This window comes from Paenibacillus sp. J31R98, from assembly GCF_056269245.1.
Genome location: NZ_JBWDNO010000001.1, coordinates 601,141 through 626,702, shown reverse-complemented (window position 1 = coordinate 626,702; position 25,562 = coordinate 601,141). Strand labels below are relative to the sequence as shown.

The window sequence follows — 25,562 nt, the reverse complement described above, 5'->3', positions numbered from 1 at the left end:
CGTCAACCTTTACAGGGTTTGCTAAATGCACAAGCATTATCCTTTGCCCATACAATGGGGTAGGCGTGAGAGCTGCATGAGAAAGGCGGTATGAGAGATGAATTTTGAACCGGTATTACGGTCGAATATTTTGGCAGCGGCCAGAGCCATGAACAATAGCGATGCGGGGTTCGCGACGTTCCGGACGTCGTATAGCAATCCGGAATATTGGAATTTGACTAGCGAGGGCGGCTTCGAGCTGAAGCGGGATGTCACAGCAGCTGAAGGGATCCGCGATATTTACACCAATTCGAGTAAATATGGATTTGAGTGTGCGACTGCTGTAATGATAATTGAATACAAAGCAGTGTTGGAGACGCTCGGAGATGAGCAGTTCAACCGCCTATTCCCAAGGCTCTACTTGCATTCGTGGCAGTTCGACAACAATCTTGGATTAACCCGGGAAGACGCGCCAAGCTCGAACTCGAAGCCCGGCGATGTCCTGTACTTCAAGAATCCGGAGGTTAATCCGGAGGAACGAATCTGGCAAGGCGAGAATGTGATCAAGATGGGCGAGGATAACTATTTCGGACATGGCATCGGCATGGAGGACGGGGAAGGCATTATCAGAGCGCTGAATAAGCATCGCGCCCCTGGTGCGACGGAATCCGCCTATCTGGAGGATCAGTTTATATATCCGAATTTCGCCTCATTATCCAAGCACGCACCTGCTGACATTCGACCGAACCGAGTGATTCCTATCGTACTTGAACCAAATACGGTGTGCGCGACTATAGGTATGCGGAGATATATTGTGCATTAACGCAAGTAAAGGCCAGGCTGAGTCATCGCTCTGCTTGGCCTTTGCCTATTCACCTTTTGCCGTCCTAGCCCGCTGCTAGATCAATACGATATAAAAAATCACTTGACAACGATACAGTTTGTATCATAAATTACATAATAGGACATTCTGTAGCAAAATAGATAAATAATTATGAAGTAAGGGGTTTTCGATGATGACGATGGGAGATCGATTACGTGAGCTGCGACTGCGCCACAAATACTCGCAAGACGAGGTGGCAAGGCAGATCGGCATTACCCGCTCTGCCTACAGCCATTATGAGATTAACAATAGACAACCTGTCTATGACACATTGAGGAAACTAGCCGCTCTGTTCAGCGTTTCGCTCGACTATATTATCGGCGGTGAGCCATCAAGGCGCGAATCACCTACATTGACACCTGAGACGATCGAAATTATTCGGCTGCTCAGCAATATGGATCAGGAGAAGCGCAAAGTGTCCATTGACCGTATGATGGCTGTCATTAAACAAGTCGATTAACTAACTTTCCGCACTTCCGCCGGCAGCATGAACCAAATCATTGTCCCTTTATCCACCGTACTCACCGCACCTATCGCGCCTTCATGCGCCTCCACAATTTCTTTGGCAATCGCAAGCCCAAGCCCGCTTCCGCCATCCGCTGAATTCCGCGACACGTCTTTCTTGTAGAAACGGTCGAATATGTACGGCAAATGTTCATCCGCGATTCCGCTGCCGGTATCGCTCACCGTTACGATGACTCGGCTTGTATGCTCCTCGAAGAAGAAGGAGAGCGTGATTTCCCCGCCTCTTGGCGTGTACTTGATCGCATTATACACAACGTTCGCCAGCACTTGATCCATTCTTGCCAGATCGAGGCTAAGCAGTATGCGGTTCTGCTGTTCTTTCTCATGCGCATGGCCATCCTCTGTGGAGCTGACACTGTGGAAATCGCAGCTGAACCGCAAGCCGCTGCTGATGACATCAATCTCGTACATGTCATGCAGCTGCTGGATCCATTGCCCAAGCGGCACCTTCGCAAAATCAAACCGCGTCTGACCTGCCTCCAGCTTCGTCAGCTCAAACAAATCACGGATGAGACGGTTGAGCCCTCCTACTTTGCCGAGCATCATCCGAATATAGCGCCGCTGCTGCTCCTCCGTCTGCACCAAGCCATCCTGGAAGGCTTCCAAATAACCTTGCAGGAGCGTAATTGGCGTACGCAAATCATGAGAGATATTCGTCATCAGATGTCTCCGTGACGTCTCCGATCGCTGCAGTTCGCGGTTCGTCTGCTCCAGCGTAGCGTTCGTATCGCTAAGTGCGATCGTACGCTCTTCGATTCTCTCCTCCAGATGCGTATTCAGTTCACGAAGCTCATTCGATACAAGCTCCACTTGCACCATCGCATTCGAGAAGCGCCTTGATATAATGAATGATTGCATCAGCATAAAGAAGAACAAGCCAAGCGGCACTAACTGCGTATAGACGAGCCACTCATTGAAGAACAACATGTCGTTTAATACGGTCACGACGAAGACGGCAAGCCCCGTAAGGACGAATGCGGAGCCGATTCTTCGGCGTATCCGAGCGGTAATGAGCACGGCAAGCAAGTAGATCGCAACGCCTACGACGAATAATTGAAACAGAGCAAGCTGCTTCGAGAAGATAATTGCAGGGGTTATGAGCACAAACACGCATAAAGACAGCCCAATTCCCGTTACAAAAGGTATCAAACGCTTCGAGGCGTCCATCGGGAACAGCCTGTACACATAGAGGAAGCCCGTTACCGCGCTGAGCGCGAATGCTATGTATTCGATCTTGAGTCCTGCTTCCCACGAAATCGGGAATAGTCTTAGCAGGTAATTCTCCCCTGTCACGCTTGCTCTTGCAGCAACGAATAAACAGAGCAAGCCAAAATAAATCGTGAACTGCTCCTGTCTCCGAAATGCGTACAGACCAATGTGATAGACGCCGATAATGATGAGGCTGCCGAGAATCAGCATCTCTTTGGCTGTTGTCTTCATCTGCGCGTCAACGATCGAATCGCTGTCGCCGAGCTGAATCGGAACCCAAATGCCTCCTTTGCGATGCTGAAAGTTGGATACTTGGATGACGATTTCGAGCTTGTCCGAATCCGAGCTGAATGAGACAATCTTCGGAAACTGCTCCGCCTTTGAGTTGTCCCTGCTCGTGCCGACTTCCCCGAGCTCTGCGAGCTCCTTGCCGTTCACCCAAAGCTTATAGCTGCTAAAAATATTCGGCAGACGCATCGCGAGCACATGATCCGTTCGTTGTATCAGTACGGTTAACTTATACGTCGCATAGCCTTGGCCCGCGTTAATGCCCTGCACGTCACGATAGCTGTTCCACGACCGAGGCACACTTACAGTCGCTGTGCGCTGCTCGAGCGCTGCATCGCCCGGCCGCAGCAGTTTGCCTGCATAGAACGCCCATTGACCAGCCAATTCTACCTGACCGTCTGATCCGAACTGCCAGCTTCGCAGGTCAATTGTCCCTTCCTTGGCTGCCGGTTTAACCTGCTTATTCTCGACCGAACAACTTGTTAATGCAAGAATCGGGATCATAACGAATAGAAAATAACATAAATAACGCCGAATTGTGCTAACCTCCTGGAAACGCGGATTGCCCACCCCTGTCTCCTTTCGTTATAATAGCCTAGGAAGAGGGGGAAGAAACGAAGATGAGTGGGAGCAAAATATTAGTTGTAGACGATGAAGCTGACATTACTGAGCTCATTACGCTTTATATGGAACGCGAAGGCTACGATGTACATACAACAGACAACGGTGAAGACGCCGTCCGTTTGGCGGAATCTATTATTCCGGACATGATTTTGCTCGATATTTCGCTCAAAAATTTGGATGGTTACGAGGTTTGCAAGCAAATTCGTACCGTTTCCAACGTTCCCATATTGTTTATCAGCTGCAAGAGCGACGATACTGACATTATACATGGTCTTACGGTAGGCGGCGATGATTATATGACGAAGCCTTTCAGCCCAAGCCAGCTCGTCGCGCGCGTGAAAGCGCATCTGCGTCGCCAAACGGTCAATGAGCAGCGTTCCATCGAACGCATGACTGGCGAGGTGCTGCAGTTTGAAGGCCTTGTGATTGATCTGCCTGCAAGAACGGTTCATGTGCGGGATAAGGAAGTCTTCCTGTCCGCCAAGGAGTTCGAACTGCTCGTTCGTCTCGCAAAGACGCCTAACCGTGCTTTTGCGCTGGATGACTTGTATACGGTCGTTTGGGGTCATGACAGTATGGGGGATACGCGCACGCTGATGGTGCATATCAGCAATCTTCGCAAAAAAATCGAGCCCGATCCTGCAAACCCGATCTTCATTGTGACTGTACGGGGCGTAGGCTACAAATTTAACTTCAAGGAAGGAAATCTTCATGTACAACGCTGATTTATGGAAAGACTATGAGCTTCTCGATACGGGGGGCGGCGAGAAATTAGAGCGCTGGGGACGCTTCGTGCTGCGCAGACCTGACCCGCAGACGATTTGGCCAATTGAGAACGAAACCGGACAATGGAAGACGGCCGATGGCCATTATCACCGCAGCTCCTCAGGCGGCGGCGAATGGGAATTCCGCACGAAGATGCCGGAACGTTGGACGGTTGAGTATGGTGAGCTGAAATTCCATATCAAGCCAACGAGCTTCAAGCACACAGGCTTGTTCCCTGAGCAAGCGGTAAACTGGACGTGGATGATGGACAAAATCCGGAATGCAAGCCGTCCGATTCGCGTACTCAACCTGTTCGCATACACTGGCGGTGCAACAGTTGCAGCTGCTGCTGCTGGCGCAGAAGTCTGTCACGTCGACGCGGCAAAAGGAATGGTCCAGTGGGCAAAAGAAAACGCTGAGCTATCCGGCCTTGCATCTGCTCCAATCCGTTATATTACGGATGATGTGTTCAAATTCGTCCAGCGCGAAGAGCGCCGCGGCAATAAGTATGATGCGATCATTATGGACCCGCCTTCGTACGGACGCGGACCGAACGGAGAGATGTGGAAGCTGGAGACGAACCTGTTCCCGTTCCTCGATTTCTGTACGACGATTCTGTCGGAGAATCCGCTATTCGTGCTCGTGAATTCATATACAACAGGCATCTCCCCTACTGTGCTGCACAATATGCTGCACATGACGGTCGGCCGCAAGTTTGAAGGGTCGATTCAATGCGGAGAGATCGGGCTGCCGATCTCGGCATCCGGCCTAACACTGCCTTGTGGCATCCTCGGTCGCTGGGAGGGCAAGTAAGATGGCAATGGACAAAGGAGCGGGACCAACCCCGCTCCTTCCTGTTTTATACGAAGATAACCATCTGCTCGCCGTTATCAAGCCGCCAGGGATACTCTCGCAAGCCGATGATACCGGAGAGCAGGATATGGTGACACTGCTCAAGGAAGACTTGAAGGTGCGCTACGACAAGCCTGGCAACGTCTATGTCGGACTGGTGCATCGCTTGGATCGTCCGGTTGGCGGCACGATGTTGTTTGCGAAGACCTCGAAGGCGGCAAGCAGGCTATCGGAATCGGTTCGCAGCCGCTCTTTTGATAAGCTGTACGTTGCCGTTGTACATGGGACGCCTGAAGCTTCGTCAGGGCGTTTGCGGCACTTTCTTCGCAAAGATGCAGGACGCAATATCGTCACGGTGCATACGAAACAGGTACAGGATGCCAAAGAAGCGATTCTTGACTACTCGGTTGTCGCAAGGAATGGCGCCTACTCGCTCGTAGCCGTGAAGCTGCTGACAGGACGCTCGCATCAGATCCGAGCCCAAATGTCGGCGATCGGTTGCCCGCTAGTCTATGACCGCAAGTACGGCGCTCCTGTGGTGCAGGGTGAGCAAGACATTGCTTTATGGTCCGCGATGGTCGGCGTGGCACACCCTGTCACGAAGGAATGGCTGACGTTTCATGCAGCCCCGCCGAAGACGGAGCCATGGAGCCGATTTAGCGATGAGGATTATGCACGGGCACAAACGATACTGCCGCAGAAAGGAACTGACGGCTCATGACCAAACCATTTCGATGGTTGTGGCTGCCGCTGCTCGTCTTGCTGCTCTGCAGCTGTGGCAATGAATCATCTGTCAATAATGGGCAGCCGCATACACCCAATAACGGCGTGAATAACACGGCCAATAATCCAGGTAATGATGCGACAACGCCATCTGACAATGCTGATTCTTCTGCAAATGGAGACAGTGGAACTGGAGATGGTACGGCTACGAATAGTGGGAATGGAACTGGAAATGGGACAGCTTCGAATGCCGATGATGGTTCTGGAGACAATGCGGATGCTCCAGGATCGAATTCGGATGCAGGTCAGGGAAGTTCGAACTCCGAGACTCCCCCACCTCCTGAGCAGCCGGATCCATCAGTTGACGCGACATGGGTAGCTGTTGGCGACATTATGATGCACATGCCTCAGCTCCCTGGCGCGTATAACGAGAAGACGAAGACGTACAACTTTAACTCGTTCTTCACACCAGTTAAGCCGATTCTGGAAGAGGGAGATTGGACCTTGGCGAACCTAGAGACGCCGATTGGCGGCAAGTCGCTCGGCTACTCCGGCTATCCAAGGTTCAACGCCCCTACTGAGCTGGGCGATGCGCTCAAGTACGCCGGCTTCACAACGGTTACGACCGCGAACAATCACGCGCTCGACCGTGGTGCCAAAGGCATTTCGCTGACGCTGGCGAAGCTTGAGAAGCTCGGCTTTGATATTAAAGGCACCGCTCGCTCGAAGGCTGAGTCAGAGAAGATTACGATCGTGGAGCGCAAAGGCATTAAGATGGGCTTACTCGCATACACGTACGGCACGAATGGAATTCCGCTTCCGAAGGATCAACCTTACGCTGTGTCGCTGATTGATGAAACGAAAATGCAGCAGGACATCAAGAAAGTGCGCGCTGCGGGAGCAGATTTCATCACAGTGGTTCTTCACTTCGGCATTGAATACCAAACTGCGCCGAATGATGCACAGAAGACATTGGCCCGCAAGCTAATCGCTGCTGGCGCCGATATTATCGCAGGTTCTCACCCGCACGTTGTCCAGCCGTATGAGATGGTCGAAGCCGCTCAGCCAGACGGCACCGTGCACAAGGGACTCATTATTTATTCGATGGGCAATTTCATTTCCAGCCAACAAGGCAAATCGAAAGACTATGGTGTCATTTATAAAGTTCAAATTCACAAGGACGGTCCGTCCAAGCTAACGACGATCAAGGATGTTGAAGCGATCCCCACTTGGGTTCATCGCATTAAGACAGGTGGCGTCAGCAAGTTCTCGGTCGTCCCGCTTAAACAAACGATAGATGCCAAGTCGCTCAAAGACTTGTCCACTGCCGATTATCGCAGCCTATCCAGCATGTACAGCCAGCTGACCAAGCGTATTCACGCGATGTCAGGTAAAACGCTCAAACTGCCTGTTGCCGGGTAAGTTAATAAAACCTCCAGCTACTTGTAGAGCTGGAGGTTTTATTTGTTATTTTGCCGGGAACAACCCATTTGAACAACAACTTATAGAGGCTTTTCCCTCTCTCAGCGCCAATTTCACCACAGTTCCGCTTCGAGAGCGGGTTTTACCTCTCTCAGCCCCGTAAATTGCCTTGGTTAGTCTCCTTTGTGCTCTGAGAGCGACTTTTCCCTCTCTCACTGCCACTTTCGTCCGTTTTCCCACTCCGAGAGCGAGTTTTACCTCTCTCAGTTCCGAAATACACCCCGGTTAGTTGGACACACTTCGGTGCTGAGAGCACATATAGGTTCTCTCAGCTAACTTTCGGCGTGGTTTGGAGGCTGAGAGCACGCGTGCATTCTCTCAGCTAAAGAAAACTGATTAGTTGGGCATACTCCGGTGCTGAGAGCACGTATGTGTTCTCTCAGCCTAAGAAAACTGGTTAGTTGGGCAGACTTCGGTGCTGAGAGCACATATAGGTTCTCTCAGCTAACTTTCGGCGTGGTTTGGCGGTTGAGAGCACGTATGCGTTCTCTCAGCTACAGAATGAATGTTAGTTGGTCACTCTTCGGTGCCGAGAGCACACATGTGTTCTCTCAACAAACCTCTCTCTATCATGAACTGCAGCACAGAAACCCCGCAACACAAAAAAACAGCAGCGCAGATCACTCCTGCGCTGCTGCCTACCATTTTATGAATTCGCTACCTTCCCGAGTAAATACACCAGCAACTGCTGGTTATGCGACGAGATCCGATCCAGCGCCTCGGTAATGTAGGCGTCGCGGATGGCTACGCCGCGCTCACTCTCGGCTTGTCCCTTCTCGGTCATCGTCACCCACACGATGCGGCGGTCGCTCTCATCGCGGTTGCGCACGACGAGTCCGCCCCGCTCCATGCGGTCCAGCAGCGTCGTAATCGCCGCAGGTGTCGTTTCCAAATATCCTAGCAAATCAGACGGTTTCATCGGTTGATGCTGCCTCAGCAGCTCCAGCACGCTGAGCTGGCCTTCCGTTAAATTCGGCGCCAGCGCTTCCTCGAGATGCGATTTCCATTCCTTCGTCATCTTCATCCACAACCGTGCAAATTCCGCAGAAACGATGACACCCACCTGCTTTCTGTCCGAGTTTTCTTACTTTTATTATAGCATGCGATATTGTCGAATATAAGGTTAACGCAGTTAATATTTTGTCTCATTAATCGCGCTGAAAGAGAACCATTTGACAGCTTTAGACATACATTGGTGCTATAGGCTGTTGTACCGGCTCGAATTTAGCCCCAAGCATTACCTTACTAAGCCCGTTTTGCTCGCCTGCAAAACGGTTAAGGAGCGTGACCAATTATGGATGAGCGCAAAGCTGAACTCGTACGTAAATTAGCGGATCTCGGTATAAAAAAAGACCCACGATGGCTGGATCGACTTGATGAACCTGCGCCATTATGGGTCGTGCTTGATCTTATTATGCAAATGGTGGAGCGGAAAGAACCGCCCCATCTGCCCTACGATTAACCGAAAACAATAACTACTTATCCTTCTCGCGTCAGTTCCGCGCGGACGAACATGGAAATAAGCACATCTTTCTTATCTACCGGTGCGAGCGCACGGCCTGTTGACTTGCGATCATCAATCGGCGCTTTCTCCGTAGATGCAATGAAATTCGCACCTGATGCGGTGAACAGGACAAGCTCGCGCTCTTCCTTGCAATGCAATCCGCCAATTAGCTCATTGCCGTTTGTACGGACGCCTTTGCCCACCTTGAACTCGAACGTCGCAACACCTTTGCCGCCGCGTCCTTGGATCGGATAATCCAGCAGCAGCGATCGCTTCGCGAAGCCGAGCTCGCTTAGGACGAGCACTTCGCCTTCATCGCCTACAACACGCTCTGCAGCGACAAGCTCATCGCCGTCTTTCAGAGCAATGCCTCGAACGCCTGCCGCAACGCGTCCCATCGGATTCACTTCATTCTCAGGGAACCGGATGCTGAGGCCGTTCTTCGTGATGAGCAGCAAGTCCATACTATTGTCGCTCGTTAGAACACGCAATACCTCATCGCCATCCGCAACCTTCACGGCTGCAATGGCAGTTGAGCGCGTCGATTTATATTCTTTCAGCTCCGTACGTTTCACCTGGCCGCGCTTCGTCACAAACACTAATGACTGATCCGCTGCCGCTTCGAAATCCTTCACCGGGATGACGCTAATAATGCTGTCATCCTTAGGCATCGGAATAACGTTGACGATGGCTGTGCCGGTATCCTTCCACTTGAACTCTGGAATTTGGTGGACAGGCAGCTGATAATACTGGCCTTTGCGCGTGAAGAGCAACAGCTGGTCAATCGTATTCACGTCAAGCAGCGTACGAATAATGTCGCCTTCCTTAACGCCAGCGTTGTTCAGCTCGCCGCCGGAACGGGTGAAGGACAGCTTCGAAGTCCGTTTGATATAGCCTTCTTGGCTTAACGTCACGAACACATCTTCGGCTGGAACCATCACTTCGAGATTAACCTTCAGCTCTTCAACCTCGCCCTGAATATCCGAGCGGCGGTCAATGCCGAATTTCTCGCGGATTTCAAGCAGCTCTTCCCGAATGACGCCAATCAGCTTCTTATCGCTCGCAAGAATAGAGCTAAGGTAAGCAATTTTCTTCTGGATATCCTTCAATTCCTTCTCAATCGAAGTAATCTCCAGATTCGTCAGACGGTACAATTGGAGGGTCAATATCGCATCGGCTTGACGCTCCGTAAACGTGAACTTCGCGACCAAGTTGTTCTGCGCATCTTGACGGTTCTTCGAAGCCTTAATGGTCGCGATGACTTCATCGAGCAAATTAAGCGCCTTCGCAAGCCCTTCGAGCACATGAGCACGGTCTTCCGCTTTCTCCAGCTCGTATTGAGAACGGTGCGTCACCACTTCACGCTGATGCGCGATATAAGCGCTCAGCATTTCTTTCAGGCCCAGCTGCTTCGGCGTCTTGTTGACGATCGCGACCATATTGAAGTTGTAAGCAACTTGAAGGTCGGTCTTCTTCAGCAGGAACGCCAGGATTCCCGTGGCATCTGCATCCTTCTTCAGCTCCACAACGATTCGTAGACCGTTACGACCACTTTCGTCCCGAACTTCCGCGATGCCTTCAACCTTTTTCTCAATACGGATGTTCTCCATCGCCGTAACAAGACGCGACTTCACCACCTGGTACGGAATCTCCGTAATGACGATTTGCTGGCGTCCGCCCTTCATATCTTCAATCGTCGATTTGGATCGGTGGTAGATGCGTCCCTTGCCGTTCGTATATGCTTCCCGAATGCCATCTTCGCCCATAATGAGGCCGCCAGTTGGGAAGTCCGGTCCCTTCACGATTGACATGAGCTGTGCAAGCTCAATGTCCGGGTTCTCCATCATGGCAATGCATGCATTAATAACTTCTCGTAAGTTATGAGGCGGAATTTCCGTTGCGAAGCCGGACGAGATCCCGCTGACCCCGTTTACTAACAGGTTCGGATAACGGGAAGGCAGTACGACCGGTTCCTTCGTTGTATTATCGAAATTGTCTTTGAATAAGACCGTTCTCTTCTCAATATCACGCAGCAGCTCCATCGCAATTGGCGACAAACGCGCTTCCGTATAACGCATCGCAGCAGCCGGATCATCGTCGATCGAGCCCCAGTTGCCATGGCCGTCAATGAGCATATGCGCCATTTTCCAAGGCTGCGCCATACGCACCATACCTTCATAGATCGAAGAATCGCCGTGCGGATGGTAGTTACCCATAACGTCGCCGACGGTCTTCGCAGACTTCCGGTAGCCTTTGTCAGGCGTGTTGCCTGCATCATACATGGCGTACAGAATACGCCGCTGCACCGGCTTCAACCCGTCACGAACGTCGGGAATCGCACGGTCTTGAATAATATATTTGGAATAGCGTCCGAATCGGTCGCCAACAACCTCTTCCAGAAACGCGGGCAAAAACTGTTCCAGCATACTCATGCCGCTACTCTCCTATTCTACATACTCCGTAAAATCAACGTTCTCGACGATCCAGCGCTTGCGCGGGTCAACCTTATCGCCCATCAGCGTCGATACGCGGCGTTCCGCTTTGGCTGCATCCTCGATCTGAACCTGAAGAAGCGTGCGCGTCTCCGAGTTCATCGTCGTCTCCCACAGCTGGTCCGGATTCATCTCGCCAAGTCCTTTATACCGCTGCAGCTCGAAGTTTTTGCCGAACTCCTTCAAGTAGTTCTGCAGCTGCTCGTCGGACCAAGCGTAACGCACCGTCTCCAGCTTGCCGGATTTGCGCGTAATCTTGTAAAGCGGCGGTTGTGCGATGAAGACGCGTCCAAGATCAATTAGCGGCTTCATGTAACGGTAGAAGAACGTCAGGAGCAGCACTTGAATATGCGCGCCGTCCGTATCCGCGTCGGTCATAATGATGATTTTGCTATAGTTACACGATTCCGCGTCGAATTCCGGGCCGATTCCGGCACCGATTGCTGCGATAACCGCCTTATATTCATCGTTTTTCAAAATATCAAGGAGCTTCGCCTTCTCCGGATTCATCGGCTTGCCTTTCAAAGGAAGAATCGCCTGATACTTCGAGTCGCGCCCTTGCTTCGCCGATCCGCCCGCGGAGTCACCCTCTACAATGAAAAGCTCCGTGCGCGTGACATCTTTCGACTGAGCTGGCGACAGCTTGCCGCCAAGATTCGAGCTCTCGCTCCTCTTCTTGCCGCTGCGGATTTCATCGCGTGCTTTGCGCGCAGCTTCACGAGCTTTCGAAGCTTGCACCGCTTTCTTCAGCAACATCTGTGCTACCTGCGGGTTCTCCTCGAGGAACACCTGCATTTTGTCCGAAACAATCGCATCGACTACACTTCTTGCCGATGCACTGCCGAGCTGGTCCTTCGTCTGTCCGACGAACTCAACCTCGCCCATCTTGATGTTGATGACAGCCATCATGCCTTCACGTAGATCGTTGCCGTCGAGATTCTTTTCTTTCTCCTTCACAAGACCGTTCTTGCGTGCATAATCATTCATGACACGTGTGTACGCCGTCTTAAAGCCCGTCTCATGCGTACCGCCTCCGCGCGTCGGAATCGAGTTAACGAAGGATGCCATCGTCTCGGTATAACCATCGTTATACTGAAGCGCAACCTCCAACTCGATTTCATCCTTCTCGCCAGTAAAATGAATGACATCGTGAAGCACCGTTTTGTCCTCATTCAGGAACTGGACAAACTGGCTCGCGCCGCCTTCGTAGTGGAATTGATCCTCTTTGCCGCTGCGGCTGTCTTTCACCGTCACTTTAAGGCCTGAGTTCAGAAACGCAATTTCTTGCAGCCGCTCGGATAACGTATCGTAGTTAATCGAAATATTGCCATGAAACACACGCACGTCCGGTTTAAACGTAACCTTCGTGCCCGTACGGTTCGTATTGCCGGTTACTTCAAGGCCGGTCACCGGTTCGCCGACATGCTCTTTGCCTTTATCATCGACCCAGTACTCAAAGCGCTGCTTATGGATCTTCCCATCGCGGTAAATTTCCACTTCCAGCCACTCGGAGAGCGCGTTCGTCACCGATGCACCAACGCCGTGAAGGCCGCCGGACTTCTTGTACCCTCCACCGCCAAATTTGCCGCCAGCATGCAGCATCGTAAATACAACCTGTGGCGTTGGAATGCCGGTTTTATGCATCCCGGTCGGAATGCCGCGTCCATTGTCGCGAACGGTAATCGAACCGTCGTTATGTATCGTCACATCAATCGCGGAACAGAACTTCGCGAGATGCTCGTCCACCGCATTATCGACAATCTCCCAGACGAGATGATGAAGACCGGATGTGCTCGTGCTCCCGATATACATACCAGGGCGCTTGCGGACTGCCGTCAGTCCTTCCAGCACTTGAATATCGTCTGCATCATAATTGCCGGCAGCCGAATTCGTATCGCCCGTAAACAGATTCAACTGCTCAGTCATAGGCTCCTCCTTTGGTAATCTTCGTGCTATCTTCTAAACGCTTTACGCGCATTCGCCCTTCACTTCAAGCTATTCTAATTCATGATGTCCTGTTTCGTAAAGACACGGAATGAGACGAACAGTCCCGCGGCCGCCCAAATGGCAAGGATGAGCAGTGAAAAAGATAACGTCATTCCTTGTATCGGTGGCGGAGAGCCTGCCAAATAGTCCGTAAGCTGTAAATTCACTGCAAAAATATATTTAGCGCTCTCCCAGGAGGACGACATGCTCGATAGAATCGTCCCTGCGATAATCGCTGCCATCATCGTTACAATGCTTGCGGCTGTGCTTCGAACAAGTACGGATACCATTAGTGCCAGAATCGCGACCGTCATCGACGACACCCAGATGAGCCCGCCTTCCATCAGCACATAGAGCCATTGCGGTACGGCATGCACATAAGAACTTTCAACGGTTGAGCCGTTAATAACGAATCCTGTGAAGACCGGCATCTGCCAGCCGCCGTAGCCGAATACTGCGCCTGATATAAGATAACAGAGAATGGCGCTCGCGACAACGGTTAATGAAACATACATGGTGAGTGCGATGAGCTTGCTAAACAAGATTTTCCATCTTCGGACAGGTCTAGTCAGCAGCATCTTGATTGTTCCCGTCGACCGTTCACCAGAGACAAGATCCGATGCAACGGCAAGCACGAGCAAAGGATAGAACAGCGTCACCGCATTGGACATAAAGCTGCGCGTGAACGTAACGCCATTCGGCGAATTCGGGTTCACATCGTGATCCAGATAGTATTGCAGCTGCTGGACTGCGATACGGCGCTGACGCTTCCATTCCTCCGGAATCCGGTCACTCGAGAGCATATTCTGATACTCATTAATCTGTTGGACGAGCTGATTGCGCCAATCATTGAAGTTCTTCTTATTTGTTTCCGCAATCTTCATTTGCGCATACGTAAAAATCGGAATAAGAACGAGAAGAACGAGAAGAACGACGAAAAACCGTTTCTTCTTCCATACCTTGAGCGTTTCATTCTGAATGAGCGGGAGCAGTCTATCCAATGCTTTCACCTTCCGTCATTTGCAAAAATAACTCTTCCAGCGTAGGCGCAACCTTTTGTACGGAGAGGACGCCGATGCCTGCGTGCACGGCCTTCTCCACGAACGCGGCGATCCGGTCCGTATTCATCGTCGTAATGATCGCATCCGTCATGCCAGCGAGAATGTTCTCATCAATGTGGTGTTCGTGATGACCGATAATCTTCATGCCAGGCTCACTAGCCAGCAACTGTCTGCCAGCTTCGGGCTTGTCGAACTGCCACAGCACGTAATTGCCCGCTTGGCTTACCAGCTCGTCAACCGTGCCGACCGCCAGCACCTCGCCATGACTAATGATCGCAACCCGGTCGCACATGAGCTGGATTTCGCTGAGAAGATGACTGGAGATAAACAAGCTCATCCCTTGATCAGCCAGCATGCGCACGAACTCTCGCAACTCCTTGATTCCCTTCGGATCGAGCCCGTTCGTCGGCTCGTCGAGAATGAGCAACTTCGGTCGCCCAAGCAGCGCCTGTGCAATGCCGAGCCGTTGCCGCATCCCGAGCGAATACGTCTTCACTTTATCGTGAATGCGCTGCTGAAGGCTGACGATCTCAACTACTTCTGCTATTCGCTTCTCGTCGATGCCGCGCTGCATGCGTGCGAAATGCTCGAGGTTCTCCCATCCGGTCATATAGCTGTAAACCTCGGGATTCTCCACGATACAGCCAATATAGCTAAGCGCTCGCTCCGGATCTCGCTGCACGTCGTGGCCGCATATGCGAATGACGCCAGAGGTCGGCTTAATTAGATCAACGAGCATGCGGATCGTAGTCGTCTTGCCTGACCCGTTCGGACCAAGGAAACCGAAGATTTCACCTTGTTTGACGTCGAAGGAGACATTTTTAATAATCATTTTGCCGCTAATCCGTTTCTTTACATCCTGCACGGAAAGCACGACATCCTCAGATGCTGCTGCATGTGTACGCATAGGCTTGCCCTCCTATTCCAGCGATTGTACGATTCGATCCGCAATTTGCCCATAACCTTCATGATTCGGATGAAAATGATCATTCGACAAATAGTCGCCAATCGTCCTCTCAAACAGGTCAAACGTCGGAACCATCGTCATATTCGGATATTGATGCATAATGGCATACGCTTCTTCATTCCACTTCTGCACTTGCAGACTGCCGTCGCGCAAATCTTGAATATCGAAGAACGGATTGTACATCCCTGCATAAACGACATGCGCATTCGGATTGATGTCATGCAGAATCTTTACGACCTTCTTAAATCGTTCAATTCCTTTGGGCAGCTCCGCTTTCACCTGATCAAGGCTAATATCGCCGGTCACTTGATTCGAGGATTGGCCAGATGCGATCTGGAACAAGTCGTTGCCGCCTATCGTGAACACGATTAAGTTCGCCTGCTGCAGCGCGTAACGATAGCCTTTGTCAGTACTAAGCAAGTGAGCCAACTGATCCGCGCGCAACCCATTCAGAGCCAGGTTGTTGCCAAGCTTGACTAATTTGGTCGGGTACTTGGCTTTCAACAGATCGACGACCTGCTTCACATAGCCTTGCCCTGTCGCATCGCCTGTCCCTTTCGTCAACGAGTCGCCGATTGCGGCAACGGTAATCGTCTTGCTCTCGCTTAACGGGGATTGCGCAGCGGGTGCTGGATCGGCAGCTGGTTTACCCTCGTATGTAGACCCTGCGGGGGCAAGCATATCTTTGACGGCATAGCCGAAGCCGGCAAGCAGCACCGCAGTCGAGACTAATGCGCTTATGCCGATCGCCCGCCATAGCGCGTTCGATGTTTTCCTTGTCATTGCGGCAGCTTCTCCTCTCTCTTTCCACAAACTTCACAATTCGTTAAAACTCGTTTTCTTTTTAAAGTAATGCTTTCGGGATCAATTTGCAAATTTCTCCATGGAAGACACACTAGCAATGCAGGCCCGAGAATGAAAAAAGAGCTAGCGCAACAGCGCCAGCTCAATCCAAGTGATTATTCGTACGAAATATGAAGCAGCTCAGCCGCTTGCTTCGCTACCTTGCGCGCTTCGTCGCAGGAATCCGCAGAGCTCATCGCGACTGCCATTCGGCGACCCGGCTTCGTCACCGGTTTACCGAAGACACGTACTTGCGTATTCGGCAGCGCAAGCGCCTCGTTTACCCCGCCGATACGGAAGCTATCCGAATCGCGGTCAGCTTTGAGCGTATACGTCGCGCCAGGCGTCAGCAGGCGAATCGTCGGCACAGGGAAGCCGAGAATGGCACGCGCATGCAGCGCAAATTCAGACAGATCCTGCGTGACCATCGTAACCATGCCCGTATCATGCGGACGCGGCGAAACTTCACTGAACAGCACGCCATCTTTCGTCAAGAACAGCTCTACGCCATAGATACCGTAGCCGCCCAGCTCTTCTGTTACGGCACGCGCAATCTCCTGCGCTTCCTCAACCTGTTGCTGCGACATTTCATGCGGCTGCCACGATTCGATATAGTCGCCGTCCTTCTGAACATGTCCGATCGGCGCACAGAACGTCGTGCCGGAAGACGAACGAACAGTAAGCAGCGTAATCTCCGAGTCAAAATGAATGAAGCCTTCGACGATTACGCGTTGTTTCTTAGCGCGTCCGCCATCCATCGCGTACTGCCAGCAGCTCTCTGCATCCGCTTCCGTCTTGCAGACGCTCTGTCCTTTACCGGACGAGCTCATAATCGGCTTAATGACGCACGGCGTGCCAAGTTCCTCAACCGCTGCCTTCAGCTCTTCGAGCGTATCGGCGAAACGGTATGGCGCTGTTGGCAATTGCAATGTTTCTGCGGCGAGGCGGCGAATGCCTTCACGGTCCATTGTGAGCAGAGCGGCACGTGCAGTTGGAATGACGCGGAAGCCTTCCTTCTCCAGCTCGACAAGCGCGCTTGTCGCAATCGCTTCGATCTCTGGAACGATGAAATCCGGTTTCTCCTTCTCTATAAGGCCACGAAGCGCGGCAGCGTCAAGCATGTCAATGACATACGAACGATGAGCAACCTGCATCGCTGGCGCATTGTCGTAACGATCAACAGCGATAGTCTCGATGCCGAGGCGCTGTGCTTCAATAATGACTTCCTTGCCGAGCTCACCTGAGCCAAGCAGCATGATTTTGCGAGCGTTCGAAGATAGCGGTGATCCGTACATAAAAGGAAAGAACCTCCTGGAAGAAATGTTTTCTTCCATTGTGGAGGTTCTCTCGCGAAAAATCAAGAATTATGCCGATAAAAAGCGGTACTGTGCTTCGATAAGCCCGTTATAGGTGCCCTGCTGACGAATAAGCTCTTCATGGCTGCCTTGTTCAACAATTTGACCGTGATCGAGCACGACGATGCGATCTGCATTACGAATCGTGGATAGACGGTGTGCTACGATGAAGGAAGTACGACCCTGCAGCAGCTTCTTCAGCGCTTCCTGGATCTTCAGCTCCGTCTCTGTATCGATGCTCGCGGTTGCTTCATCGAGAATGAGAACCCGAGGATCTGCAAGCAATGCACGTGCGAAGGAAAGCAGCTGGCGCTGACCCATCGAGAGGCTGTTGCCGCGCTCTTGTACTTCGGTGTCGTATCCGTCAGGCAAGCTCATTATGAAATCATGAGCATCGACTGCCGTTGCTGCTTTCACAATTTCATCGTCCGTTGCATCAAGGCGTCCGAACCGGATATTTTCACGAATCGTACCTGAGAAAATAAATGTATCCTGCAGCACGACGCCGACTTGCGAGCGCAAGCTCTCGATGCTTACATTCCGAATGTCGATACCGTCGATGCGCACTGCGCCTTGAACGGGATCGTAGAACCGGCATAGCAGGTTCATGATCGTACTCTTGCCTGAGCCGGTGTGGCCGACAAGCGCGATGGTCTGGCCTGCCTGCACGTCGAGGCTGATGCCGCGAAGCGCCGGTCTCCCCTTCTCGTATTCGAATATGATGGAATCGAAGGAGACATCCCCGCGAATGCGCGGAAGCTGGGCCGCATCTTCAAGCTCGCCTACCGTTGGCTCCTCGTCGATAAACTCGAAGATCCGCTCTGAGGATGCCATTGCAATGAGCAACTGTGCATACATTTGACCTAATCGATTGATCGGATCCCAGAAGTTGCCCACATAGTTGGCGAAACCGACGAGTACACCGACAGTAATTTCATCGACTTGAATGAGATGCGCACCGTACCAGAACAGGATGAGTGTCCCGAGTGCTGACGTAATCTCTATGATCGGTCCGAACATTTGGTTCATTGCCGAAGCTTTATTCCACGCTTTAATATTCGTACCGTTAACGCTCGTGAAGAAGCTGAAGTTTGCTTTCTCCTGCGTATACGCTTGGGTCACGCGCATTCCTTGAATGCTCTCGTTGAGATGAGCATTAATACGAGATTGCTTCATCCGAACGTCCTGCCAAGCGAAGCGGATCCGTTTGCGCAGCTTCGTCGAAATGACGAACATGAGTGGCACAGTAATCATAATCGCAAGGCCGAGCTTCCAGTTCCAGAGAAGCAAAATGATAACGATACCGAAAAGCTGAATGCAATCCATCAGCAAGTTGACGACGCCGTTGGTGAACAGATCCTGCAGTGCGTTAACATCATTCGTTACACGCACGAGAACGGAGCCTGCCGGGCGTTTATCGAAGAAACGGAATGAGAGCTTCTGGATATGCTTGAACAAATCTGCCCGCAGATCATAAATGACCTGCTGACCAATGATATTCGTATACTTAATTCGGTACGTGTTAGCTGCCCATTGAATAATATAGAGAGCTAGCATCAATCCAGCGTACAGATACAGCTTCGAGAGACTCGCATCTCCGCCGTTCTTCGGCTGAATCGCTTGGTCAATCGCCATAATAATAATGGCTGGAATCGCCAGCCGCGTGAGCGTGCCGAGCACCATCGTAATGATGATGACCGGCAGCAACTGCTTGCGGTATGGTTTCATATAGGTGAACAGCCTTGTCACTTGAGCCCAGTTAAACGGTTTCTCGATTGCTTCGTCATCCTTATAGATGAACCGTTCATGGCTCGCGCGCGGCTGCCCCTTCTGCTGCTGCTCACTCACTGTGCGACCCTTCTTTCTACTTGCAAATTCGGATTAGCGGCGCTAGGACGATCCGCGTATTGGATGTTATACGTATCCAGATACGGGCCTTCCTGAGCAATCAGCTTCTCATGCTGACCGCGCTGTACAACATGGCCTTTATCAAGGACGATAATTTCGTTCGCATGGCGAAGAGATGAGATCCGGTGGGCAATAATAAATGTGGTGCGTCCCGCCATAAGTTCGCTGAAGCCGGCTTGAATCTCGTGCTCTGTCTCCATATCGACGGCGCTGGTCGCATCGTCAAGGATCAGGATCCGCGGATTCTTAATCAAGGCGCGCGCAATCGCGATACGCTGTTTCTGACCGCCGGAGAGGCCCATTCCCCGTTCACCGACGATCGTGTCATAGCCTTCAGGCAATTCCATAATAAAGTCATGGGCTTTCGCAAGCTTCGCCGCTTTAACAATATCATCCATACTAACGTTCTTCATTGCGTACGCAATGTTGTCCCGGATGGAGCAAGAGAACAGGAATGTCTCTTGGAAGACGGTCGCGATCTGTGATCGCAGGCTCTCAATCGAGATGTCGCGGATATCCGTGCCATCAAGGGTAATCGAGCCGGTCTTCACGTTATAAGCACGCATAAGCAGCTGTATGATCGTCGATTTCCCTGAGCCTGTAGCCCCGAGCAGACCAATAACCATGCCCGGCTTCGCATCCAGGTTAACGTTCGTAATCGCAGGCGCTTTGTCCGCGAAGTTGAATGTGACGTTATGGAATTCGACATGTCCTTTGACATGCTTGTCGTCAAGTTCAATCGCCGATTCGACATCTTTCACATGTACATATTCGTTCAGCAGCTCAACCAGACGTTCGCCGGAAGCTTTGGATTGCGTAAAGTTGTTGATGAGGAAGCCCATCGACCACATCGGTCCAATGATGTACCACACCATACTGAAAAATGCGACCATTTGACCAAGCGTGAGGGATCCCCGGATAACAAGCGTACCGCCTGCAACGAGGAGGATAACCGCACACAGCGATGAGAGCAGCTCCATGACCGGAAAATATTTGCCCCACAGTCCCGAAGCAGAGATCTGATTCTGTTTGTACGAATCACTGCGGCTCGAAAACTTATCCATCTCGAACGATTCGCGGGCAAAGGATTTTACAGTTCGAACGCCGGTAATGTTCTCTTGCACCGCCGTTGTCAGATTGCTCATCGCTTGGCGCATTTCGCGGAACGCTGGATGAATAAGCTTCTCGAACTTGAGTGCGACAAGCACGAGCGCCGGCATCGTAATCAGCGTAATGAGCGTCAGCTGCCAGTGAATCGAGAACATCATTGCTGCCCCGAAGACAACCATGAGGACCATGTTGAAGATTTGGGCAAAACCGAAACCGATGAAGTTGCGCACCGCCTCCAGATCAGCTGTAAGACGGGACATCAAGTCGCCGGTCTTCGCCGTGTCATAGTACTGGAAAGATAGCGATTGCAGTTTCGTGTAGCACGCGTTGCGAAGTCGGAACGCAACCCGGTTGCCGAGCCTTCCTCCGAACAAGCCGCTTAGGAATTGCAGACAGCCTTTAAGTGTTACGACCCCTACTACAGTTAGAGAAAGTGCTGGTACGAGCCTAAAGTCTCTTGGCTTGATGACATCGTCGATCAGAATCCTCAGCAAATTCGGATACACAAGCCCCAGCGCGGTTGCGCAGATCAAACAGAAGATGGAAAGAAACAAGTTCTTCCGTTCGACCCAATAATACTCTTTTAGTTGCCTAAAGACGTCCAATGGGTAACCCACTCCCTACAGCGTTTTTGTCTTTTTTATGAATATGAGTGAATATTAACAGCATGAGTGCGGTACGGCAAACAGAGTGCTGGGGCATATAGTTGACAATTTTCGCTTCCTCTTCCATCTCGATCAAAAGTAAGGGGGTATTCTTCTAAATCGTCTGAAATCACCCTATATAGGTCCGTATTGCTCCGTTTTTGCACATTTGCCCTCTTTTTTGCATAATTTTATTTGAAAAAATTAAAGAAGCTTATACACGAATGTTTTCTTTCGGTGTATAAGCTTCTGTTTGATTTTTTATGCAGTTAATAAGATATAACTTTGGTAAGTGCAGCATGCGACGCCTCTAACGAAGCACGATTACTCCCTCGCCCTTCTCTCACTCTAACGAACTCAGGAGTCGTTATTCGAGACAATTGGGCTGGATTGATATTCTAACGAACTCACATAACGTTATTCCGCGCATTTTAACCATTCTGGTGGCATAATCGAGGCAATAGCGTGCCCACGGTTCGTTAACCGGTTAATTCAGCCGAAATGGGCTAAATAAGCGCTATACGATTCGTTAGCCCGAAGGAGGCAGCCAGTTAATTAAGCATTAAATTGCTAATAGTTCAGCATAGATGCTGCGCAGCTCTTCCAGGTTCGCATTATCCGACAACGAGCTCAACTTGCCTTCACTGAAGGAGCTGATATCCTGCTGCAGCGCTGACCCGCTGTTATTCATTGCCTGCTGCCACAGCTGGGCATAACGCTCGCTCCAGTCGGCTTCCGCTTCGCTGATCCAGCTCTGCAGCGGCGCAGCAAGCTCATTCTCAAGCAAAGCGCGAAGCGCTGCCTTGCCTTCGCCCTCGAAGAAATGGCGCGGCGACTTGAACTTGCTCCAGAGCAGCTTCGTGTCAATGTTCTTCGCCTGCCAAGCAGTACGCTCCTCCGGCGTCGCAATCTCAAGCGGCTTGAAGCCGGATGGCGCGAAGCCAGGGAGCAGTTGAGAAGTTTCTTCCGCTGTATCAGCAGCTTTCTTCGCTGCCAGCTTATTCAGCGCGTTATCAAGGCGCAGAGAAGTGGCCTCAAGCTCTTGCGCAAGCTCAATTTGCAGCAGTCGCTGCAACTCCAGCCAGCAGGTAAGCATTGCTTTCTTCAAATCCCGGCCATCGTCCTGGAGGACGGAAGGATTGAAGGCGAAGTTATAATGATCGCCGAAGCGAAGCTGCACGCGCTGCAGCACGTAGAAGAGAAGCTCCTTCAGCTCTTGCTGCAGCTGCTGATTGTTCGGCGACTCGGCAAGAGCCGCTCCCCGCGCACGAGCTTCGTCTGCGCTTGCCTGCAGTGCTGCGCGCGCCTGCTCGCGAGAGAGGGCATCGCCTGACGCAGCTTCCAGCCAGTTCGCAATTGTACGGCGAGCACGCTCAAGCTCCTGCTCGGCTGAGCTTACCGCAAGCGCACCGAGATCGTTCTGCGTAAAGCTGAGGAACGAATCTTCGAATGCACCTATTCCGGATGATGCAAGAAGAGAAGCATTGCCGCTCTGCTTGCCATCCAGCGCCTGCAGGCTGGATACAGGGAACATCCGCGGGAAGCGGATGCCGTGCTGCTGCAGATTGCGCTCTACGTGGGCAAGTACATCGTCACGCTCCTGCTCGCTTGCCGCGAGGTCGGCCGCATTGACGATAAAGAACATTTTATCAAGCTCGAATTGGTCCTTCACGCGGCCCAGTTGCATCAGGAACTGGCGGTCCGCTTGCGAGAACGCATGGTTATAGTAAGTCACGAACAGAATCGCGTCCGCGTTCTTGATGTAGTTAAACGCAACGCCGGTATGCCGGGCATTGACTGAATCCGCCCCCGGCGTATCAACTAGGACGATGCCTTGCGCGGTGAGCGGATTGCGATGATGCAGTTCAATCTCGCTGACGAAGCAAGAGCGCGACTCATCCGCTACATAGCTGCGGTACTCTTCGCCGCTTACAGATAACTGCTGACCGAGCAGCGCTTCATGAGCAGCCCAGCCCTTGGCAGCTGCCTTCAAGAAGCTGTAGTGCGGTCTGCCTCCGGCATGCACGGCATCCGGAGTCAGCTTCACAATCGCTTGCAGCAGAGCTGTGTCGCTAAGCGACCCAGCGTCTTCGCCAAGCAGCTCAAGTGAATATCGTAGATCATCCAGCATCGATTGACGCGATTTCATAAGCACGGTTGCCGTACCATGCGGATGACCTTCGCTTGGCGGCACGATCCGGTTGACCGCCGCCGTCGTCGGGTTCGGCGACACCGGCAATACGGAATCGCCGAGCAGCGCATTCGCGAGCGATGATTTGCCCGCGCTGAACGCGCCGAACAGCGCGATCGTGAAGCGGCTGCTGCGCAGCCGCTCTGCTTTGTCGCGCATGCCGGCGACCGTCGCGGCAAGCGATGGCTGCGCCGCCAGCAGCTCGGCGGCGCGTGTTAGCCGCTCCGCGGCTTGCCGCTGCGGCGCGAGCGCGTGCGGCGCCGCAGCGCCAGCGTCTGCGGCGAGGTCCGCCGTCGCAGACGCTGCTGCCGCTTCGCGGGCGTGCGCATCGCCGCCTGCGAGAGCGGCTGCGCCAGTGCCGGCGGCGGCTTCGCCTGCCGCAGTCGGCACGGCGCCAGGGGCGCGAAGCGCCCCGCTGCCGATAGCCGCTGCCTGCGGCTTCGGCAGCTCCGGGCGTGGCGGCGCCGGAGGCAGCAGCGCCGCCAGCCGCGCGAGGTGCGCGGCCGCGCGCTGCTCAAGCGCGGCCAGCTGCGCGAGCGCGCCGGCTTGCTGCGCGAGCTCGGCAAGCCGCGCGCGAAGCGGTGCAGCGGCAGCTTCGCCAGCCGCTGCCGCACGAGTGCCTAGCGCGTCGATCCATTCCAGCGCGCGCTTGCGGAACAGCCCTTTCACTTCCGCGGCTAGATCGCGGCTATACGTCATTGTATATTCATTGCCGAACACCGCTCCGGTGTTCACGAGCTTCACAAGCACCTCAGGCGTGAGTAAGCCGTTGAACTGGCTCTTCAGCTCATGCTCAAGCGACTCATCGCGCCAGCCAATTGCATCTGCCGCTTTACGCAGCACATCAAGAACATGCCACTCAATTCCGGCGCGGACGCGATCGTCGAAGTCCTCGAAGAACGCGTTCAGGCGGCGCTCCTGCTCCGCTGCTGTCTTCGCTCCGGCGAATATCAGCCCTGCTTTAAAGCCAGGTTTGCGGCTCTCAAGGAAAGTGTGCGCCAAGTCCCTTGTCGGGGCAGGCGTAATATTGGCATTATCGAGAATGCTTTGAATTTCAAGGCGCAGCTTCGTCTTCAGGCCTTCGCTCTCCGCAGCAAACACGCGCAGCTCTTCTTCCAGCCCTGCGATCTCACCACGCAGACGCTCTGCTTCGCCTTCGCCCCCTGCTTCTGCCAACAGACGCTCCCGCTCTGATTCCGATGCTTCCTCCATATACTTGCCATGCATCCGAACAACATAGCGAGCTGACGCATCCACGCTGTTCACCGACAGCGGCCCGCGGATCGCGGCAAGCGACTCGAACAGGCCTTCCAGCGCGGACAGCTCCGAATGCGGATGATCCGGCTCGCGCAGAGACAGATAGATGATGCCGCTCGGCTCCAGATGCCAGTTGCTGAACGCTTCATCAACGCTTTGCTTGTATGCTTCAAATGAAAGCTCGCGCTCCCGATGTTTGTCAATCTGATTCACGATCAGATAGAGCGGCTTTCCCCACTCTTTCAATTGCTTCGCGAACGTGAAATTAATTTCCGATTGGACATGGTTATAGTCCATCACATAAAAGACGACGTCTGCCAAATGGAGCGCCGATTCGGTCGCCATCCGGTGCGCGTCGTCCGTTGAGTCAATTCCGGGCGTATCTAGCAGCACCGTGTGTGCGCCAAGACGCGGGATCGGATAGGACAAGCTGACGGATAGCACCGTTTCGCCGTCCTTGCAATAGGCATTCACTTGATCAACCGGAACTTCAATCGTCTGTTCTTCGCCTGCGATCAGCTTCTTGATCGTCGCTTTCGCATCGCCGTTCACGATGCTGACCACGTTCGCGCTCGTTGGAATCGGGCTCGATGGCAGCAGCTGAGTGCCGCACAGCCGATTGACGAGTGTTGATTTCCCTGCCGAGAAATGTCCGCAGAAAGCGACGGTCAACTGACCGTTCCCCAGCTTTTCACGCAGCTCCAGCAGTCTTGCCGCATCCGCCGTATCCCCTTGCTCCGCCATTATAGGCGCTATCTCTGCAAGTGAACTGTTAAGCGTTTGAGCGGACTTCTCCATCGTTTGGCTCATTTCTCTCTCTCCCTGTCTTCTTCCCATTCATCATGTCATTATACAGCATAATTGAACGAAAGGACCACAATAAGAACAAACCTTTGTTCTCTGGCCACGTACCT

18 protein-coding genes are annotated in these 25,562 nt (G+C 52.5%); 7 read left to right on the top strand and 11 right to left on the bottom strand.

What is annotated here, in order from left to right:
• The first annotated feature begins 97 nt into the window (after positions 1 to 97).
• Together AC0YNX_RS02830 and AC0YNX_RS02825 are read left to right on the top strand one after the other, a co-directional pair.
• On the top strand, positions 98 to 802 hold the full coding sequence (locus tag AC0YNX_RS02830) for a protein-glutamine gamma-glutamyltransferase (RefSeq protein WP_475814123.1): 705 nt from the start codon (positions 98 to 100) through the stop codon (positions 800 to 802).
• A 199-nt stretch (positions 803 to 1,001) separates the two neighbouring features.
• Positions 1,002 to 1,322, top strand: a complete 321-nt coding sequence (locus AC0YNX_RS02825; protein WP_475814122.1) for a helix-turn-helix domain-containing protein — start codon at positions 1,002 to 1,004, stop codon at positions 1,320 to 1,322.
• On the opposite strand, the gene AC0YNX_RS02820 is transcribed toward AC0YNX_RS02825, so the two are convergent.
• Positions 1,319 to 3,454, bottom strand: coding sequence for a sensor histidine kinase (locus tag AC0YNX_RS02820; protein WP_475814121.1), 2,136 nt, complete (start codon positions 3,452 to 3,454; stop codon positions 1,319 to 1,321). The genes AC0YNX_RS02825 and AC0YNX_RS02820 overlap by 4 nt on opposite strands.
• 50 nt (positions 3,455 to 3,504) lie before the next feature.
• Here AC0YNX_RS02820 and AC0YNX_RS02815 point away from each other — a divergent pair, with 50 nt between their 5' ends.
• Genes AC0YNX_RS02815 through AC0YNX_RS02800 form a run of 4 tightly spaced genes read left to right on the top strand, consistent with a single transcriptional unit; the run spans position 3,505 to position 7,270 of the window.
• Positions 3,505 to 4,233, top strand: coding sequence for a response regulator (locus tag AC0YNX_RS02815; RefSeq protein ID WP_475814120.1), 729 nt, complete (start codon positions 3,505 to 3,507; stop codon positions 4,231 to 4,233).
• The gene (locus tag AC0YNX_RS02810) at positions 4,220 to 5,086 is read left to right on the top strand and encodes a class I SAM-dependent methyltransferase (RefSeq protein ID WP_475814119.1); all 867 of its coding nucleotides are present in this window, start codon (positions 4,220 to 4,222) and stop codon (positions 5,084 to 5,086) included. Before AC0YNX_RS02815 ends, AC0YNX_RS02810 begins: the two co-directional genes overlap by 14 nt.
• 1 nt (position 5,087) lies before the next feature.
• Positions 5,088 to 5,846: an RluA family pseudouridine synthase gene (locus tag AC0YNX_RS02805; RefSeq protein ID WP_475814118.1), complete on the top strand. Its 759-nt coding sequence runs from the start codon at positions 5,088 to 5,090 to the stop codon at positions 5,844 to 5,846.
• On the top strand, positions 5,843 to 7,270 hold the full coding sequence (locus AC0YNX_RS02800) for a CapA family protein (protein WP_475814117.1): 1,428 nt from the start codon (positions 5,843 to 5,845) through the stop codon (positions 7,268 to 7,270). Before AC0YNX_RS02805 ends, AC0YNX_RS02800 begins: the two co-directional genes overlap by 4 nt.
• A 706-nt stretch (positions 7,271 to 7,976) precedes the next feature.
• Here AC0YNX_RS02800 and AC0YNX_RS02795 read toward each other — a convergent pair.
• Positions 7,977 to 8,384, bottom strand: a complete 408-nt coding sequence (locus AC0YNX_RS02795) for a MarR family winged helix-turn-helix transcriptional regulator (protein ID WP_475815165.1) — start codon at positions 8,382 to 8,384, stop codon at positions 7,977 to 7,979.
• A gap of 240 nt (positions 8,385 to 8,624) precedes the next feature.
• On the opposite strand from AC0YNX_RS02795, the gene AC0YNX_RS02790 reads away from it, so the two are divergent.
• Positions 8,625 to 8,792, top strand: a complete 168-nt coding sequence (locus AC0YNX_RS02790) for a hypothetical protein (RefSeq protein ID WP_165911052.1) — start codon at positions 8,625 to 8,627, stop codon at positions 8,790 to 8,792.
• 17 nt (positions 8,793 to 8,809) lie between these two features.
• Here AC0YNX_RS02790 and gyrA read toward each other — a convergent pair whose 3' ends face one another.
• The 9 genes from gyrA to AC0YNX_RS02745 all read right to left on the bottom strand — a co-directional run bounded on the left by gyrA (position 8,810) and on the right by AC0YNX_RS02745 (position 25,458).
• Positions 8,810 to 11,266 carry a DNA gyrase subunit A gene (gene gyrA / locus AC0YNX_RS02785; protein ID WP_475814116.1) on the bottom strand — a complete coding sequence of 819 codons (2,457 nt, stop codon included), beginning with the start codon at positions 11,264 to 11,266 and terminating at the stop codon, positions 8,810 to 8,812.
• Between the two features lie 12 nt (positions 11,267 to 11,278).
• Complete coding sequence (gene parE, locus AC0YNX_RS02780; RefSeq protein ID WP_475814115.1) at positions 11,279 to 13,252, bottom strand: DNA topoisomerase IV subunit B; 1,974 nt, start codon at positions 13,250 to 13,252, stop codon at positions 11,279 to 11,281.
• Between the two features lie 74 nt (positions 13,253 to 13,326).
• A complete protein-coding gene (locus AC0YNX_RS02775; RefSeq protein WP_475815164.1) occupies positions 13,327 to 14,313 on the bottom strand; it encodes an ABC transporter permease in 987 nt (328 codons plus the stop codon).
• Positions 14,306 to 15,280 (bottom strand): ABC transporter ATP-binding protein, encoded by a 975-nt coding sequence (locus AC0YNX_RS02770; RefSeq protein WP_475814114.1) that lies wholly within the window; start codon positions 15,278 to 15,280, stop codon positions 14,306 to 14,308. Before AC0YNX_RS02770 ends, AC0YNX_RS02775 begins: the two co-directional genes overlap by 8 nt.
• 12 nt (positions 15,281 to 15,292) lie before the next feature.
• Entirely contained in the window at positions 15,293 to 16,123 is an 831-nt protein-coding gene (locus tag AC0YNX_RS02765) for a GDSL-type esterase/lipase family protein (RefSeq protein WP_475814113.1), read from the bottom strand.
• Positions 16,124 to 16,299: 176 nt separating this feature from the next.
• Complete coding sequence (purT, locus tag AC0YNX_RS02760) at positions 16,300 to 17,478, bottom strand: formate-dependent phosphoribosylglycinamide formyltransferase (protein WP_475814112.1); 1,179 nt, start codon at positions 17,476 to 17,478, stop codon at positions 16,300 to 16,302.
• A 69-nt stretch (positions 17,479 to 17,547) separates the two neighbouring features.
• On the bottom strand, positions 17,548 to 19,386 hold the full coding sequence (locus AC0YNX_RS02755; RefSeq protein WP_475814111.1) for an ABC transporter ATP-binding protein: 1,839 nt from the start codon (positions 19,384 to 19,386) through the stop codon (positions 17,548 to 17,550).
• Positions 19,383 to 21,161: an ABC transporter ATP-binding protein gene (locus AC0YNX_RS02750; protein ID WP_475814110.1), complete on the bottom strand. Its 1,779-nt coding sequence runs from the start codon at positions 21,159 to 21,161 to the stop codon at positions 19,383 to 19,385. The genes AC0YNX_RS02755 and AC0YNX_RS02750 overlap by 4 nt, the downstream gene beginning before the upstream one ends.
• A 601-nt stretch (positions 21,162 to 21,762) precedes the next feature.
• Positions 21,763 to 25,458 carry a dynamin family protein gene (locus AC0YNX_RS02745; protein WP_475814109.1) on the bottom strand — a complete coding sequence of 1,232 codons (3,696 nt, stop codon included), beginning with the start codon at positions 25,456 to 25,458 and terminating at the stop codon, positions 21,763 to 21,765.
• Positions 25,459 to 25,562: the final 104 nt, after the last annotated feature.

Coding starts and splice junctions, on each gene's coding strand:
- AC0YNX_RS02770 (WP_475814114.1), bottom strand. CDS start 15,280: ATGCGTACACATGCAGCAGCATCTGAGGATGTCGTGCTTTCCGTGCAG.
- AC0YNX_RS02830 (WP_475814123.1), top strand. CDS start 98: ATGAATTTTGAACCGGTATTACGGTCGAATATTTTGGCAGCGGCCAGA.
- AC0YNX_RS02790 (WP_165911052.1), top strand. CDS start 8,625: ATGGATGAGCGCAAAGCTGAACTCGTACGTAAATTAGCGGATCTCGGT.
- parE (WP_475814115.1), bottom strand. CDS start 13,252: ATGACTGAGCAGTTGAATCTGTTTACGGGCGATACGAATTCGGCTGCC.
- AC0YNX_RS02745 (WP_475814109.1), bottom strand. CDS start 25,458: ATGAGCCAAACGATGGAGAAGTCCGCTCAAACGCTTAACAGTTCACTT.
- AC0YNX_RS02815 (WP_475814120.1), top strand. CDS start 3,505: ATGAGTGGGAGCAAAATATTAGTTGTAGACGATGAAGCTGACATTACT.
- AC0YNX_RS02810 (WP_475814119.1), top strand. CDS start 4,220: ATGTACAACGCTGATTTATGGAAAGACTATGAGCTTCTCGATACGGGG.
- AC0YNX_RS02800 (WP_475814117.1), top strand. CDS start 5,843: ATGACCAAACCATTTCGATGGTTGTGGCTGCCGCTGCTCGTCTTGCTG.
- gyrA (WP_475814116.1), bottom strand. CDS start 11,266: ATGAGTATGCTGGAACAGTTTTTGCCCGCGTTTCTGGAAGAGGTTGTT.
- purT (WP_475814112.1), bottom strand. CDS start 17,478: ATGTACGGATCACCGCTATCTTCGAACGCTCGCAAAATCATGCTGCTT.
- AC0YNX_RS02805 (WP_475814118.1), top strand. CDS start 5,088: ATGGCAATGGACAAAGGAGCGGGACCAACCCCGCTCCTTCCTGTTTTA.
- AC0YNX_RS02765 (WP_475814113.1), bottom strand. CDS start 16,123: ATGACAAGGAAAACATCGAACGCGCTATGGCGGGCGATCGGCATAAGC.
- AC0YNX_RS02825 (WP_475814122.1), top strand. CDS start 1,002: ATGGGAGATCGATTACGTGAGCTGCGACTGCGCCACAAATACTCGCAA.